This is a genomic window from Streptomyces botrytidirepellens, assembly GCF_003721215.1.
Lineage (GTDB): Bacteria > Actinomycetota > Actinomycetes > Streptomycetales > Streptomycetaceae > Streptomyces > Streptomyces himastatinicus.
This window is the reverse complement of sequence record NZ_RIBZ01000288.1, coordinates 1-15,053: the sequence shown is the minus strand read 5'-3', so window position 1 is coordinate 15,053 and position 15,053 is coordinate 1. Positions and strand designations below refer to the sequence as shown.

Sequence of the window (15,053 nt, the reverse complement as noted above, 5' to 3'; positions counted from 1 at the left end):
GCCGGACCGCCTCTCCAACGGTCCGGCGCCCCCTCGGCGGGACAGGCCCCTCGGCCGGACAGGCCCCTTCGATCAGCGCACCTCATGCGATCAGCAGGACTCATGCGATCAGGAGGACCGTGTGCTCACTTCACGATGGCGAGGTGCCGCGGTCGCCGCGGTCGCCATATCGATGTCCCTCGCCGCCATCGCCACCGGGCCCGCCGCGGCCCGCCCCGCCGCCGGGCCCTCGATCACGGTGACCCACGGCCGTACCCAGCCGGTGTTCTCCTACGGGGACGCGGTCCGGGAACACCTCATGGTCCAGACCCGCGTCGACAGCGACGGAGATGGCACCAAGGACCGCGTGGCCGTGGACATCATCCGGCCCCGGGAGACCGAACGGGGCCTCAAGGTCCCGGTCATCATGCTGGCCAGCCCGTACAACGACACGGTCGGCCGGGGCTTCGAGGCGGAGAAGAAGACCTACGCCGCCGATGGCAACCCCTCCAAGTTTCCCCTGTTCTACGACAATTACTTCGTGCCCCGCGGCTACGCCGTCATCGACGTCGACATGACCGGCACCGGCAGATCCGACGGGTGTCCGACCATCGGTGGCAAGGCCGACGTCGCCGCCGCCACCTCGGCGATCGACTGGCTGAACGGCCGGACCACCGCCTACCGGGCCGACGGCAGCGAGGCGAAGGCCACCTGGTCCAGCGGCAGGACCGGAATGATCGGGCACTCCTACGAGGGGACCCTGGCGAACGCCGTGGCGGGAACCGGGGTGGAGGGGCTGGAGACGATCGTCCCCATCTCCGGGATCAGCTCCTGGTACGAGTTCGCCCGAACGAATGGCGCCAAGCACTGGAACGGGTTCGGCCCCTGGCTGGCCGGTTCGCTGGACTCCGACCCGCCCGCGAAGTGCCAGGCGGTGCGCGACCGGCTGGCCGCGGGCGAGGACGACGCCACCGGCAACTACAACGCCCACTGGAAGGAGCGCGACTACCTCGCTCCCCCGGCTCCCCAGGTGAGCAAGGTACGGGCGAGTGTCTTCGCCGTCCACGACCTCAGCGACTACAACGTGCGCATCGACCAGTTCGCCGACTGGTGGGCACCGCTGGCCGAGCACGACGTACCGCGCAAGCTGTGGCTCGGGCGCTACGGCCACACCGACCCGTTCGACTGGCCCGGGCGGCGCGCCCACTGGGTCGACACCGTGCACCGGTGGTTCGACCACTGGCTGTACGGCATCCGGAACGGCATCATGGACGAGCCCCGGGTCGACCTCCAGTCCGGCCCCACCACCTGGACCACCCAGGCCGACTGGCCCGCCCGCACCACCCCGTCCCCCCTGCACCCGAAGCCCGACGGCTCGCTGGCGCTCCGTCCCGCCACCGGCACCGGGGGCTTCACCGATCTCAAGCTGAGCGAGGCGGACCTCACCGCCGACCCCGCCACCGCCCGGCCCGGTCGGCTGGCGTATCTCACCCCGCCGCTGCGCACCGGCGCACGGATCTCGGGCACCCCCACCGTGGACCTCAGGGTCAGCCTCGACAAGCCGACGTCGAACCTCACCGCGCTGCTGGTCGACTACGGCGAGGACGAACGGATCGACTGGTCGCGCAACGACCCGCTGAACGGCATCCATGACGGGCTGCGCGGGCTCGCCGAGGAGTCCTGCCACGGTGAGAGCACGGGCGCGGACGACGCGTGCTACCGGAAGACGGCCAATGTGACGGTGCGCGGCCCTTCCGAGGTGATCGCCCGGGGCTGGATGGACGCGCAGAACCGGCACTCGCCGACCACTCCCGACCCGCTGACCCCGGGGGCGTCCTACCGCATCGCCTGGAAGACGCTGCCGAACGACTACCAGGTCAAGCCCGGCCACCGGATCGGCCTCGTCCTCGCGGGCACCGACGCCGACTTCCTCTACTTCGAGGACCCCACCGGGGCGAAGGTGACCGTCGATCTGGCGGCCAGCCGGGTCACCGTGCCGGTGGCCGCACGGCGTGGATGAGATGAGCGCCCGCGTCCCCCGTGGCGCCCGCGTCCCCCGTGGCGCCCGCGTCCCCCAAGGCGTCCGCCGCGCCGCGTCCGTACCGGGCGGTCAGCTCGCCGTAGCGGATGTCCTCGGCGACGGTCAGCCCCAGGTCGCCCGCCAGTGAGGCGATCTCCTCGGGGGTGAAGTGGCTGAGGAAGGGCTCGCCCGCCTCGGCGGCCCAGGCGGCGCGGGCCTCGTGGACGGCGCGCTGCTCCGGTGGCAGCGCGCCGGGCGGCTCTCCGTAGTCGAACACCACGCCGGAGCCGCCGGGCAGGGCCGCGATGAAGCCGAGGGTGTCGAGCACCGCCGCCCGGGTCAGATACGGGACGACGCCGAGCCAGCCGAAGAACGCCGGGCGGCCCGGGTCGAAGCCCGCCGCCGCCAGGCCATCGGCGAGCCCCTGTCGTTCGAAGTCGACCGGGGCGAACGTCAGCGAGGGCGGTACGGCGATCCCGGCGGCGGCCAGCCGGTCGCGCTTCCACTCCTGGGTGGCGGGGTGGTCCACCTCGAACACCCGTAATCCGGCGTCCTGTCGGGGAGCGCGGCACCCGTAGGTGTCCAGCCCGGCTCCCAGCATCACCACCTGCCGTACGCCACGTCCGACCGCGGCCGCCACAGCGTCCTCGGCGAACCGGGCGCGGGCGGCCACGCCCAGCCGGATGGCCTCCCGCTCGGGGGCGAACGCCGCCGCGAGGACCGGATTGTCGGCGTCCGGGCCGAGGATCCGCAGGGCCAGCGGATCGCTGAACACTCTGCCGCCCTCCAGCCTCTGGTGTGCCGCGCGGAAGGCGGCGGCGGCACGGGCGGTGATGCTGGGTTCGCCGGCCTGCATGGAGCGTCCCTCCCCAGGTTCCGCCGCGGGCGCACGGGACGGCGCTCCGCTGTGCGTGGCCCCATCGTGCCACCACGGACACCACCGCGGACACCTCCGGAACGAGAGGGCCCATCGGGTGCTTCCGGTCTGCCGTTCCGGTGAAGCTCGGCACCGCTCCGCTGGGTGATCTTCTGTCGTGCGCATAAATACGACAAACCACCCATTTGCCCCTCGTGAGTGCGGAGTGAATCGTGTTCCAGCACCGACGCCGCCGAACGGCGATATTCGTGGCCGCCCTGCTCGCCACCGCCACCGCGTGCGGCAGTGGCGGCGACCCCGTCACCGGCCACGCCGAGCAGAAGCCCTCCGAGACAGCGCGCGTGGCACGCGCCGAGCCCCAGAAGAAGTTCACGCTGGTGGCCACCGGCGACCTCCTCGCCCATGCCTCCGTCATCCGCCAGGCGCGCGCCGACTCGGGCGGTGAGGGATACGACTTCCACCGCATGCTGATCGGTGCCGCACCCGTGGTCGCCCAGGCCGATCTGGCGATCTGCCACATGGAGACGGTGTACGGCGCGAACGGCGGGCCCTTCACCGGGTACCCCACGTTCAAGACCCCGCCGCAGATCGCCGGCGCGATCAAGAGGCTCGGCTACGACTCCTGCTCCACGGCCTCCAACCACACGCTGGACGCCGGGACGGAGGGCGTGACCCGCACCCTCGACGCCCTGGACAAGGCCGGTGTCCGGCACGCCGGATCGGCCCGGTCCGCCCGCGAGAGCACCACACCGGCCCTCATGGAGGCCGGTGGCGCGAAGGTGGCCCAGCTGGCCTACGCGTACGGCACCAACGGCATCCCGGTGCCCGAAGGGAAGCCCTGGATCGTCAATCTCATCGACGCCGAGCGCATCATCGAGGACGCCCGGGCCGCCCGCCGGGCCGGAGCCGATGTGGTCGTGGTGTCCACGCACTGGGGCACCGAATGGCAGGAGGCGCCGGACAAGCTCCAGCTGTCCCTCGCCAAGAAGCTCACCGCGTCCCGGAGTCACGGGCGCCGCGACATCGACCTCATCATCGGCACCCACGCCCATGTCCCCCAGGCGTACGAGAAGGTCAACGGCACCTGGGTGGTCTACGGCATGGGTGACCAGGTCGCGGGCGTGATGCCGGACGAGCGCGGGCAGATGGGCTCGGCGGCCCGCTTCACGTTCACCCCGCCCACCGCTCAGGGCAGGCCGTGGCAGGTGGCGAAGGCGGAGTTCATCCCGCACGCCGTGGACAACGACCCGATCAGCGTGGTCAACCTCCCCCGCGCGCTGGAGAAGAGCCCCGGCAACAGCCACTACACCCACGCCCTGTCCACCATCCGGGAAGCGGTCCTCAGCCGGGGCGCGCAGAAGGACGGCCTGACCATGGGGCGCTGACGGCCCGGCCGCCGGGTCAGGTGGCCGCGGGCTCCTGCTCGATGTGGAACGCCAACGTGTCGTCCTCCACGTCGACTTCGACCGGGCTGTGCGGCCGCAGCTCACCGCCGAGCAGCATCCGGGAGAGCGGGTTGTCGACCTCACGCTGGATCGTACGGCGCAGCGGGCGGGCGCCGTACTCCGGCTGGTGGCCGTGGCGGGCGAGCCAGTCGACGGCGGCGGGGGTGAAGTCGACGGGGATGTCCTGGGCGCGCATCCGGCGGCGGGTCTCCTCCAGCAGCACGTCGGTGATCTGGCGCAGCTGCTCGTCGGCGAGCCGACGGAAGATCACGACCTCGTCGATGCGGTTGAGGAACTCGGGCCGGAAGTGTTCGCGCAGCGGGCGCAGCACCCGCTCGCGGCGGGACGCCTCGTCGGCCTCGGCGTCGCCGCCGCCGAAGCCGAGGACGGCGCCGCGTCCGGTGATGGCCTCGGAGCCGAGGTTGCTGGTCATGACGATGACGGTGTTCTTGAAGTCGACGGTGCGGCCCTGGGCGTCGGTCAGTCTGCCGTCGTCGAGCACCTGGAGCAGGATGTTGAACACGTCCGCGTGGCCCTTTTCCACCTCGTCCATGAGCAGCAGCGCGTACGGCTGCCTGCGCACCGCCTCGGTCAGCTGACCGGCCTCCTCGTGGCCGACGTATCCGGGTGGCGCGCCGACGAGGCGGCTGACGGTGTGCTTCTCCTGGTATTCGCTCATGTCGAGCCGGATCATCCGGTCCTCGCTGCCGAAGAGCGCCTCGGCCAGGGCGCGGGCGAGTTCGGTCTTGCCGACGCCGGTGGGGCCGAGGAAGAGGAAGCTGCCGCTGGGGCGGTGGGGGTCGGCGAGTCCGGCCCGGGAGCGCAGCACGGCGTCGGAGACGGCGGCGACGGCCTCCTCCTGGCCGATGACCCGCTTGTGGAGGTGTTCTTCCAGGCCGAGCAGCCGCTCGCGCTCCTCCTGGGTGAGGCTGCTGACGGGGATGCCGGTCTGCCGGGAGACGATGTCGGCGATGTCCTCGACGGTGACCTCGGAGACCCGGGAGCCGTGGAACTGGGTGCCGGATCCCTCGGTGATACGGGCACCGAGTTCGGCGATGCGGTCGCGCAGGGCGGTGGCGCGCTCGTACTGCTCGGAGGCGACGGCCTGGTCCTTGTCGCGGGTCAGCTGTTCGACCTCGCGCTCCAGGGCGCGCAGATCGGTGCCGCGGGCGCTGGAGCGCAGCCGTACCCGGGCGCCTGCCTGGTCCATCAGGTCGATGGCCTTGTCCGGGAGGAAGCGGTCGGCGAGGTAGCGGTCGGCGAGTTCGACGGCCGCGAACAGCGCCTCGTCGGTGTAGCGGACCTGGTGGTGTGCCTCGTGGCGGTCGCGCAGCCCGTGCAGGATGGAGACGGCGGCCGCGGGGGTGGGTTCGGGGACCATGATGGGCTGGAAGCGGCGGGCGAGGGCCGCGTCCTTCTCGATGTACTGGCGGTACTCCTGGAGCGTGCTGGCGCCCATGACGTGCAGCTCGCCGCGGGCGAGTGCGGGCTTGAGCAGATTGCTGGCGTCCATCGTGCCGCCCTCGGAGCCGCCGCCCGCGCCGACGACGGTGTGCAGTTCGTCGATGAAGACGATGAGTTCGTCGGAGTGGGCGCGGATCTCGTCGATGATGGCGGTGAGGCGCTGTTCGAAGTCGCCGCGGTAGCGGGTCCCGGCCACGACGCCCGCGAAGTCGAGCTGGATGACGCGGCGGCCGAGCAGGATGTCCGGCACGTCGGCGTCGGCGATGCGCTGCGCCAGCCCCTCGACGACGGCGGTCTTGCCGACGCCCGCCTCGCCGATCAGGACCGGGTTGTTCTTGCCGCGCCGCGCCAGCACCTCGATGCTCTGCTCGATCTCCTCGTCGCGTCCGATCACCGGGTCGATGCGGCCCTCCCGGGCCAGGTCGGTCAGGTCGCGGCCGTACCGGTCGAGGGTCGGGGTGCCGCGGCGGTCCACCACGGGCCGCTGGTCGGCGCCGGGGACCGGGGCGGCGCGGCCGGCCGGGGGCGCGCTGCGGGGTTCGAAGTGTGCGGCGTGGAGGATCTGCCCGGCGGTGGAGTCCCGGTTGGCGGCGAGGGCGATCAGTACGTGTTCGGGGCCGATGTACGAGGAGCCGCGGGCCCGGGCGATCTCGTGGGCGTCGAGCAGCGCCCGCTTGACGGCGGGCGTGACGGCGACCGAGCCGCGCGGCGGGCCGTCCCCCGCCTGCCGGTCGATTTCGGCGGCGAGCTGGTCGGGGTCGGCCCCGGCGCGGGAGACCATGGTGCGCGTGGGTTCGGCGGTGAGCGCCGCCCGCAGCAGGTGTTCGGTGTCGAGGTCGGTGCTGCCGTGTTCGGCCGCGTACGACGCGGCGGAGGAGACGAGGTGGCGTGCGGTCTCGCTCATGAGCCGGCCGAAGTCGACATGGCGATCCGACCGCTGCCCGCCGGGCCCGGTTCCGAGGAAGCGTGCGAGGAAGTCGCCGAGTGGGTCTGGCCCGAAGTCGTCAGGGCCGTCGTTCCCGCTGCCCATATCACCACTTTAGCGGTGGTTCGCGCGGCGGTCAGCTTTCCGGGTGACGGCGCTCGAGGACGACGAGGGCGGCGTCGTCGCCCTGGTGGCCGCCGATGTGGGCGAGCAGGTCGCGGCGCAGGTGGTCCACGAACCCCCGGGGGCCCTCGCCGTCCCAGGTGTGGAGCCGTTCGGTGAGCGGGTAGAAGGTGCCGTCGGCGTCGCGCGCCTCGATCACACCGTCGGTGTACAGGAGCAGCAGATCGCCCGGTTCGAACGGGTAGTCCTCGACCCGGTAGCGCCCGGCCGCCAGGTGGCCGAGGCCCAGCGGGAGTGCCGGGGCGCGCCCTTCGAGGGCCTTGATGGTGGAGTCGCGCAGCAGGAAGGGCGGCGGGTGTCCGCAGTTGACCATCCGTACCACCGGCTGGTCGTCGGGGATCTCCAGCACGGCGGCGGTGACGAAAGACTCCCCCGCCCCGGGCGCCCGGTCGGCGGGTTCGGTGCGCTCCGCGGACAGGGCGGCGTCCAGGTGCGCCACGAGTTCGGGCAGCGGTACGGGCCAGTGGGCGATGGCGCGGAAGGCGCCGAGCACCAGTGAGGCGTCGGCGACGGCGGTGAGGCCGCTGCCGCGCACATCGCCGATGATCAGGCGGGTGCCGTACGAGGTGCGGGCCGCCGCGTACAGGTCGCCGCCTATCTCCGCGCCCGGCTCGGCGGCGAGGTAGACGGAGGCGATCCGCAGCGGGCCGACGCGGTCGGGCAGGGGGCGCAGCAGGACCTTCTGCGCCACGTCGGCCACCGCCCGGACCCGGGTCAGCTCGCGGGCGTGCCGGTCGAGCACGGTCCGGAACAGCACGATGAGGGCGGAGACCAGGACCAGGGTGAAGAGTTCCGCCATCCGGTTGGGCGCGGTCAGCCGGTCCTGCCCGGCGTTGATCCCGAGCTGGGCGCCCACGGCCACCAGGCCGATACTGCCGGTGAGCAGCGGTCCGGCGAAGGACGCGGTCATGGCGGGCGCGGCGATGAGCAGCGGGCTGAGGCGGACGCTCGCGGGGCCGAACACATCGCCGAGCACGATCAGGACGATGAGTGCCAGGGGGATCGCGACCAGGGCCCGCCTCCCCTGCTGCCCTGGCCGGCCGAGCTCCGCGGGACCCTGCCGAATATCCACATCTACTACTTACGCCTCTCCCGGCCTCCCGCGCCACCCCCGTTTCGTCACAGGCCCCCGGGTCAGCGGATGCCGAACCGGCGGCGCGCGATGGCCACGGCGGCCAGGCTGAGGGCGGCGAGAGCGGCCAAATACCAGGTGACGGCGAGCTTGTCGCCGGTGACGTCGACGAGCCAGACGATCACGACGGGGGTGGTGCCGCCGAAGAGCATCACACCGAGGTTGTAGCTGATCGACATCCCGGTGGCGCGGCTGGAGCGCGGGAACAGGTCGGACAGCAGCGCGGGCAGCGCCCCGAAGTAGCCGGCCTTCAGCAGGCCGATCAGGAACATCACGGTGAGCATCACCCCGAATCCGGGGTGTGCCACCAGGAAGGCGAACACGGGGCGGATCAGCAGCAGGATCAGCACGGCGGAGGTGGCCATGACGCGGATCCGGCCGGTCTTGTCGGAGAGGTGGCCGACCAGGGGTGTCACGACGGTGAGGACGGCGCCGGTGACCATGGTCGCGGCGAATCCGGTGGAGGCGGGGAGGTCGAGTTCCTTGACGGCGAAGACCGGCATGTAGGTGATCAGGTAGGTGATCGCGGTGGAGACGGCGAGGGCGGCGATGGCCAGCAGGACGCGCCCCTTGTGGTGGCGCAGCACCTCCGACACCGGGCCGTGCTCGGTGGTGGTGTCCTCGTCGTGGGCGAAGGCCGGGGCCTCGTCCACGTAGCGCCGGATGGCGTAGCCGACGGGCCCGATGAGCAAGCCGAAGAAGAACGGCACCCGCCAGCCCCAGGACTCCAGCTGCCCGGTGCTGAGCGTGCTGGAGAGCAGGGTACCGAAGGAGGCCGCAAGCAGGGTGCTGATGCCCTGGCTGGCGAACTGCCAGCTGGACATGAAGCCGCGCATCCGGGGCGCGTGCTCGACGAGGAACGCGGTGGCGCTGCCGAATTCGCCGCCCGCCGAGAAGCCCTGGATGAGCCGTGCCAGCAGGATGCCGAGCGGTGCGGTCAGGCCGATGGCGGCGTACGTGGGCATGACCGCGATGAGCAGGGTGCCGAGCATCATCAGCTTGATCGACAGCATCAGCGCGGCCTTGCGGCCGACCCGGTCCGCGTACCGGCCGAGGACGACGGCGCCGAGCGGGCGCACCAGGTACGAGATGCCGAAGGTGCCGAACGCCAGCAGCAGCGAGACGGTGTCGTCCGTGGAGGGGAAGAACAGCTTGGCGATGGTGGCGGCGAAGAATCCGTAGATCGCGACGTCGAACCACTCGAGGGCGTTGCCGACCGACGCGGCGATGATGACGCGATGCGGCTTGACCGGAGTGTCGGGAGCGGCGGGGCGGGCCGCCTCGGAGGCTGTGGTGGTGCCGGGGTTCGTCGCGNCGCGGCGATGATGACGCGATGCGGCTTGACCGGAGTGTCGGGAGCGGCGGGGCGGGCCGCCTCGGAGGCTGTGGTGGTGCCGGGGTTCGTCGCGTCCAAGGCGGGCTCCAGGGGTGTGCGCGGGGCCGGGGAGGGGGTGGGTGGCGGCGGTGTCGGGGGCGGGGGCGGATCCGGAGCGGCGTCAGGTCTGGGCGACGTCAGGTCCGGGCGGTGTCAGGTCCGGGCGGCGTCAGGTCCGGGCGGCGTCAGGTCCGGGCGGCGTCAGGTCCGGGCGGTGTCCCCGAGGTCCCAGAACAGACCGGCCATGATCTGGAGCGCCTCGCGGGCGAGCGGCGCGAGCAGATGCTCGTCGGGCGCGTGCTGGGCACAGGCGGGGTAGGAGTGCGGCACCCATACGGTGCACAGGCCCAGCTCGTCGGCGAAGGCGTCGTTCGGGATGGTGCCGCCGAGGTTGGGCAGGATGGCGGGCGGGGCGCCGGTGGTGCGCTCCACCGAGCCCGCGGCCCAGCGCACCCAGGGGTGGTCGGGGTCCGTGCGGGTGGCGGGCATGGCGCGGCCCACCTCGACGTCGACCATGGGGTAGCCGTGCTGGTCGAGGTGGTCGCGCAGGACCTTGCCGAGGTCCGCCACGTCGGTGCCGACCACGAACCGCAGCTGGCAGTGGGCGACGGCGGTCCCGGGGATGGCGCCCACGGGGGCGTCCGGGTTTCCGGCGCCGAGGGCGAGCACCTCGAAGGTGTTCCAGCCGACGAGCCGCTCGGACGGGGTCAGCCCGGGCTCGCCCCATCCCTCGTCGATGGCCGGGTCCTCGGCGCCACCGCCGACCGGGATGTCGGCCAGCGCCCGCCGCACGGGGTCCGGGATGGCGGGCGGCAGCAGCGCGGGGACCAGGATGCGGCCGCGGCCGTCCACGACGGTGGCCAGCGCGCCCGCGAGGACGGTGGCGGGGTTGCGCAGCAGCCCGCCCCAGTTGCCGGAGTGGTGGGCGCCCTCGCGCAGGTTCACCCGCAGGGTGAGCTGGGCGGCGCCGCGCGAGCCGAGGAACAGCGTCGGACGCTCCGCCTGGACGCGGGGGCCGTCGGAGGCGATCAGCAGATCGGCGGCGAGGTCCTCGCGCAGGTCGGCGCACAGGGCGCGCAGTCCCGGGGAGCCGCACTCCTCGCCGGTTTCGACGAGCACCTTGAGGTTGAAGCCCAGCCGTCCGCCGCGGGCGCGCAGGACGTGCTCCAGCGCCGCCAGGTTGACGGTGTGCTGTCCCTTGTTGTCGGCGGAGCCGCGGCCGTACCAGCGCTCGTCCTCCACCACCAGGCGCCAGGGGTGGAGGCCGGTGCGCCACCGGTCCGCCTGGGCGGGGACGACGTCGGCGTGTCCGTAGGTGAGGACGGTCGGCAGCCCCTCGCCCTCGTGGCGTTCGGCCAGCAGGAAGGGGCCGTATCCGGGGACCGGGTTGTCCACGATGCGGGCGGTGGCACCCAATCCTTCGACGGCCGGGACGATTTCCTCTTCGAGATACGTACGCAAGGGGCGGAGCGATGCCGGATCGCCGCTCTCGGTGGGGAGGGCGACGCGCCGTGACACATCCTCGAGAAACGCACCTGAGTCGAAGTAGTCGCAGGCATGCTGGATTGCTGCGGAACGCGTCACCGAGGGCCTTCCTATCGCGAGGTTCATCCGAGTTCACCTGACGGGAAAATGAATTCCTACAGGACACCGGTATGACGACAGAAGGCTAGTGAGGCCGCTTCTGGCGCACAATTACCGGTCCGAGAAGGCAGCATTGCCCGCGCGGCAAGGCGGCCCCTGGCCTCCCCGGTGCGCGGGTCGGCGGGTAGGGTCACCCGGCATGCATCTGTCCGGGACCTCGCTGCGCTACTTCCTGGAGGTCGCGCACACCGGTTCCATCAGCCAGGCGTCGGCGCGGCTACATGTGGCGGCCTCCGCCATCAGCCGGCGGATCGCCCGGCTGGAGCACGACATCGGGGTCCCGCTGTTCGAGCGGCAGCCCCGCGGCATGGTGCTCAGCGAGGCCGGTGAGCTGCTCGCCGCGTACGCCCGGCGCAGTCGGCTGGAGTCCGAGCAGATCGTCGCCGACCTGCGCGGTCTCGGCGGCCCGTACCGCAGCACCATCCGGCTGGCCGGTTCGGAGGGCTTCGGCCGGGACGTCCTGCCGGAGGCGGTCGTCACGTTCCGCGAGAGCCATCCCGGTGTGCGGTTCCGGCTCAGGGTCACCTCGCCGTCGGGGGCCACCCAGGAGGTCAGGGACGGGGCCGCCGATCTCGCCCTCACCTATTCGCTGGGCCCCGAAGAGGGCATCAGGGTCGAGTACGCGCAAACGCATCCGATCCACGCCCTGATGCCCGCCGGTCACCCGCTGGCGGAGCGGGACGAGATTTCGCTCGCCGATCTGCTGCCCTATCCCCTGGCCCTCATGGAACAGGGCACGACGGTGCGGCAGCTCTTCGATATCTGCGTCGCCGCGGAGGGCCTGGAATTCGAGCCCGCCTTCATCAGCAATTACTCCGGGGCGCTGGATGGATTCGTCCGCAAGAACGGCGGTGTCACGCTGGCCGGATATCTGACCTACCGGGGCAGACTGGACGCCGACGGACTGGCCGCGGTGCCCCTGTCCAACCCCGAGCTGTCACGGCGCAGCGTCCAGATCCAGTCCATGGCCCGCCGTACCCTGCCCGCCGCCGTCTCCGCCTTCCTCGACCATCTGATCCGGCGCCTGGAAACGGCGTGATGTCACGCTCCGGGCCGCCGCGGCGTCTCCTCTCGCGGGCCCGCTGCCCCCGGGGCCCGGAACCGTGGGCCGTCGCGTATCGCATCACCGGGTCGGTCGCCGACGCCGGTGACGCCGTGCAGGAGACCTGGCTGCGCCGGCAGGCGCTGCCCGGGGCGAGGTGGCCGACCCGCGCGCGTATCTGACCACGGTGGTCAGCCGGATCTGCTACGACCTGCTCGGCTCCGCCCGCGTCCGCCGCGAGGCGTACATCGGGCCGTGGCTGCCGGAGCCGGTGGTGGCGGGCGACGGGCCGGCTGCTGGAGATCCTCGACCCGGAGGTGGTGGGGCGCTCGGACGGCGGCGGGAAGGCCGTGGCGTCCCGGGTGCCGATCCTCGGGAACGAGCAGGTGGCCCGGTTCGCCCAGCGCCTCGGCCGAGGCTTCGACGAGCTGACGATGTCCGTCCTGCGACGGGACGTCAACGGCGCCCCCGGTCTGGTCGTCGTGGCCCCGGAGGGCGAACGGTCCGTGGTCTTCGCGTTCACCATGCACCACGGGCGGATCACCGCCATCGACGTCGTCGTCAACCCCGACAAGCTCCGCCACCTCGACCTCCCGAATCTGTGACCGGCGTCACCGTCACACCCCGGCGGGCTGTGAGCTGGGCGCGGGCTACGGCGGGCTGCTGGCCGCCCTGCGCCTCGCCCCGTACGCCCACGTCACCCTCGTCGACCCGAGCGACCGCCTCGGCAGCCGCACCGCAGACATCGGCGAACGCGCCTTCACCATGGAATCGGCGGCCGAACTGAGGACGCGGGGCTTGCCCTCGACCCCGCCGGGCGCATCCTGGTGGACGCCGACCTGCGCTCCGTGTCCCGCCCCGGGATCTACGCCGTCGGGGACGCCGCCGCGCGTGCGCGCGGACGACGCCCCGCGCGATCTGGTCCTGCGGGGCGCCACCGCCGCCCACGTCAAGGAGCAGGTGGTGCGCTCGACTCTCCGCGTCCTGCGGCTGGCCGCCCGCCGCCCGGACCCCGTCGGCCACCTCCCGGGCATGGGCTGATGGGCGATCAGAACGGGTAGTGGGCATGCTGGGTGGCCAGGGTGATCCAGCGGGTGTCGGAGAACGCCTCGAGCCCCCAGCGGCCGCCGAAGCGCCCGTATCCCGACTGCTTGATGCCGCCGAACGGGGCCTGCGGTTCGTCCGCCACCGACTGGTCGTTGACGTGCACGATTCCGGTGCGGATGCGGCGGGCGACCCGCAGCCCGTGCGTGCCGTTCTCGGTGATGATGCCGCAGGTCAGCCCGTGGTCGGTGGCGTTGGCCAGGGCGATGGCCTCATCGTCGGTGGCGAAGGTGGCGACCACGCACACCGGGCCGAACGCCTCGGCGTGGTAGAGGTCCATGTCCTCGGTGACCCCGCTCAGGACCGTGGCCGGGTGGACCGAGCCCTCGGGGGCGCCGCCGCCGGTGAGCACGGTCGCGCCCTTGGCCACCGCGTCCCGTACGAGCTCCGCCACCCGCTGCGCCGCCTCCGGGCGCACCAGCGGGCCGACCACGGTCGACGGATCGGCGGGGTCGCCGCAGGGCAGGGCGTCGACCTTGGCGTTGAACTTCGCGGTGAACTCCTCGGCCAGGCTTTCGTGGACGAGGATGCGGTCGCCCGACATGCAGATCTGGCCGGAGTTCATGAACACGCTGAAGGCGGCGGCGTCCACCGCGTAGTCCACATCGGCGTCGTCCAGCACGATGACGGCGTTCTTGCCGCCCAACTCCAGGACGGCGGGCTTGAGATGGCGGGCGGCGTGGGAGCCGACGACACGGCCGACGCCGGTGGATCCGGTGAAGTTCACCATCCGCACCCGCTCGTCGGCGATCAGCGCCTCGGCCACCTCGGCGGCGTCCTCGGGGGCGTTGGTGACGACGTTGAGCACACCGTCGGGCAGCCCGGCGTCGCGCAGGACATCGGCGACGAAGAGCCCGCAGGCGAGCGGCGCGTCCTCGCTCGGCTTCATCACCACGGTGTTGCCCGCCGCGAGCGGGGCCGCGACCGAGCGGACACCGAGGATGACCGGCGCGTTCCACGGGGCGAAGGCGGCGACGACACCCATGGGTTCCCGCACGGCGAGCCCCAGCGCCCCGGCCTCCTGGGCGCTGAGCACATCGCCGCGCGGAGCGGTGATGGCGGCGGCGGCCTCGCGCAGGATGTTGGCGGCCAGCGCCACGTTGAAGTGGGCCCAGGGCGCGGTGCCGCCCGCCTCGTGCCGCATGATCTCCGCGGCCTGCGCGGCGCGGGACTCCAGCAGGTCCGCCGCGGTGAGGAAGATCTTCCGGCGGTCGAACGGCGTCACCGCGGCCCAGTCCGGGAAGGCGGCGTCGGCCGCTGCCACCGCGCGCGCCACGTCCTCGGGCCCGCCCGCCGCCACGGTGGCGTACACCTCGCCGGTGTAGGGGTTGAGGTCGTCGGCGGTGCGGCCCGAGGCGGCCGGAGTGTCCTTGCCGCCGATCAGCAGGTCGCGGGTGATGGTCATTCCGGTGTCCTTCGTGGTCGCGTGCCGAACAGCCTGTGCGCGCAGTGAACTTGCGTTCAAGATACGTGTGCGCCAGTCTCCGCCGACGTTTCGAGAAGTGTCAATCGACGGCGGCCGCCCGCCGCGGCCACCGCACTCCCCCGGCCGAGGTGACCGCCACCACCCCCAGCAGGGCGAGCGCGGCGGCGGGGGTGAGCACGGCCCAGGGCGCGCGTTCGGCGTAGGGGTGGTTCTCGGCGAGGAGCCTGCCCCACTCGGGGGACGGCGGCTGGGCGCCGAGGCCCAGGAAGCCGAGGGAGGCCAGGGCCAGCGCCACCGCGGGCAGCCGCAGCAGCGCGTGGCGGGTGACGGGCGGCAGCACGGCCGGCAGCAGATGGCGGCGGAACAGGTGGCGGCGGCCCGCGCCGAGGGCGCGCGTCGCGGCGAGGTGGGTGGCGGCGCGCTCCTGGTGCAGCAGG

11 protein-coding genes and 1 pseudogene are annotated in these 15,053 nt (G+C 72.6%); 5 read left to right on the top strand and 7 right to left on the bottom strand.

Annotation, left to right across the window (positions count from 1 at the left end; translation table 11 throughout):
* Positions 1–121: 121 nt before the first annotated feature.
* On the top strand, positions 122–1,999 hold the full coding sequence (locus tag EEJ42_RS24015; protein WP_123102753.1) for a Xaa-Pro dipeptidyl-peptidase: 1,878 nt from the start codon (positions 122–124) through the stop codon (positions 1,997–1,999).
* On the opposite strand, the gene EEJ42_RS24010 is transcribed toward EEJ42_RS24015, so the two are convergent.
* Positions 1,968–2,855: a class I SAM-dependent methyltransferase gene (locus EEJ42_RS24010; protein WP_123102751.1), complete on the bottom strand. Its 888-nt coding sequence runs from the start codon at positions 2,853–2,855 to the stop codon at positions 1,968–1,970. The genes EEJ42_RS24015 and EEJ42_RS24010 overlap by 32 nt on opposite strands.
* A gap of 233 nt (positions 2,856–3,088) precedes the next feature.
* Between EEJ42_RS24010 and EEJ42_RS24005 the strand changes: the two genes are divergently transcribed.
* Entirely contained in the window at positions 3,089–4,261 is a 1,173-nt protein-coding gene (locus tag EEJ42_RS24005; protein ID WP_123102749.1) for a CapA family protein, read from the top strand.
* A 16-nt stretch (positions 4,262–4,277) separates the two neighbouring features.
* Here the strand turns inward: EEJ42_RS24005 and EEJ42_RS24000 are convergent, their stop codons facing one another.
* The 4 genes from EEJ42_RS24000 to EEJ42_RS23985 all read right to left on the bottom strand — a co-directional run bounded on the left by EEJ42_RS24000 (position 4,278) and on the right by EEJ42_RS23985 (position 10,984).
* Positions 4,278–6,815, bottom strand: a complete 2,538-nt coding sequence (locus EEJ42_RS24000) for an ATP-dependent Clp protease ATP-binding subunit (protein ID WP_123102747.1) — start codon at positions 6,813–6,815, stop codon at positions 4,278–4,280.
* Positions 6,816–6,846: 31 nt separating this feature from the next.
* Complete coding sequence (locus EEJ42_RS23995) at positions 6,847–7,965, bottom strand: PP2C family protein-serine/threonine phosphatase (protein ID WP_123102745.1); 1,119 nt, start codon at positions 7,963–7,965, stop codon at positions 6,847–6,849.
* Positions 7,966–8,027: 62 nt separating this feature from the next.
* Positions 8,028–9,209 carry an MFS transporter gene (locus EEJ42_RS23990; protein WP_246097312.1) on the bottom strand — a complete coding sequence of 394 codons (1,182 nt, stop codon included), beginning with the start codon at positions 9,207–9,209 and terminating at the stop codon, positions 8,028–8,030.
* A gap of 392 nt (positions 9,210–9,601) precedes the next feature.
* Positions 9,602–10,984 carry a M20 family metallopeptidase gene (locus tag EEJ42_RS23985; RefSeq protein WP_123102741.1) on the bottom strand — a complete coding sequence of 461 codons (1,383 nt, stop codon included), beginning with the start codon at positions 10,982–10,984 and terminating at the stop codon, positions 9,602–9,604.
* A gap of 199 nt (positions 10,985–11,183) precedes the next feature.
* Between EEJ42_RS23985 and EEJ42_RS23980 the strand changes: the two genes are divergently transcribed.
* From EEJ42_RS23980 to EEJ42_RS53105, 3 genes and pseudogenes are all read left to right on the top strand, one after another.
* Complete coding sequence (locus EEJ42_RS23980; protein ID WP_123102739.1) at positions 11,184–12,083, top strand: LysR family transcriptional regulator; 900 nt, start codon at positions 11,184–11,186, stop codon at positions 12,081–12,083.
* A pseudogene (locus EEJ42_RS53895) lies at positions 12,083–12,691 on the top strand (sigma factor). The gene EEJ42_RS23980 and the pseudogene EEJ42_RS53895 overlap by 1 nt, the downstream one beginning before the upstream one ends.
* Before the next feature lie 286 nt (positions 12,692–12,977).
* Positions 12,978–13,127 carry a hypothetical protein gene (locus EEJ42_RS53105; RefSeq protein WP_246097314.1) on the top strand — a complete coding sequence of 50 codons (150 nt, stop codon included), beginning with the start codon at positions 12,978–12,980 and terminating at the stop codon, positions 13,125–13,127.
* Positions 13,128–13,134: 7 nt separating this feature from the next.
* Here EEJ42_RS53105 and EEJ42_RS23965 read toward each other — a convergent pair whose 3' ends face one another.
* Positions 13,135–14,595 (bottom strand): aldehyde dehydrogenase family protein, encoded by a 1,461-nt coding sequence (locus tag EEJ42_RS23965; protein WP_123102736.1) that lies wholly within the window; start codon positions 14,593–14,595, stop codon positions 13,135–13,137.
* Positions 14,596–14,695: 100 nt separating this feature from the next.
* On the bottom strand, positions 14,696–15,053 hold a 358-nt coding region (locus EEJ42_RS23960), incomplete at its 5' end, for an ABC transporter permease subunit (protein WP_123102734.1).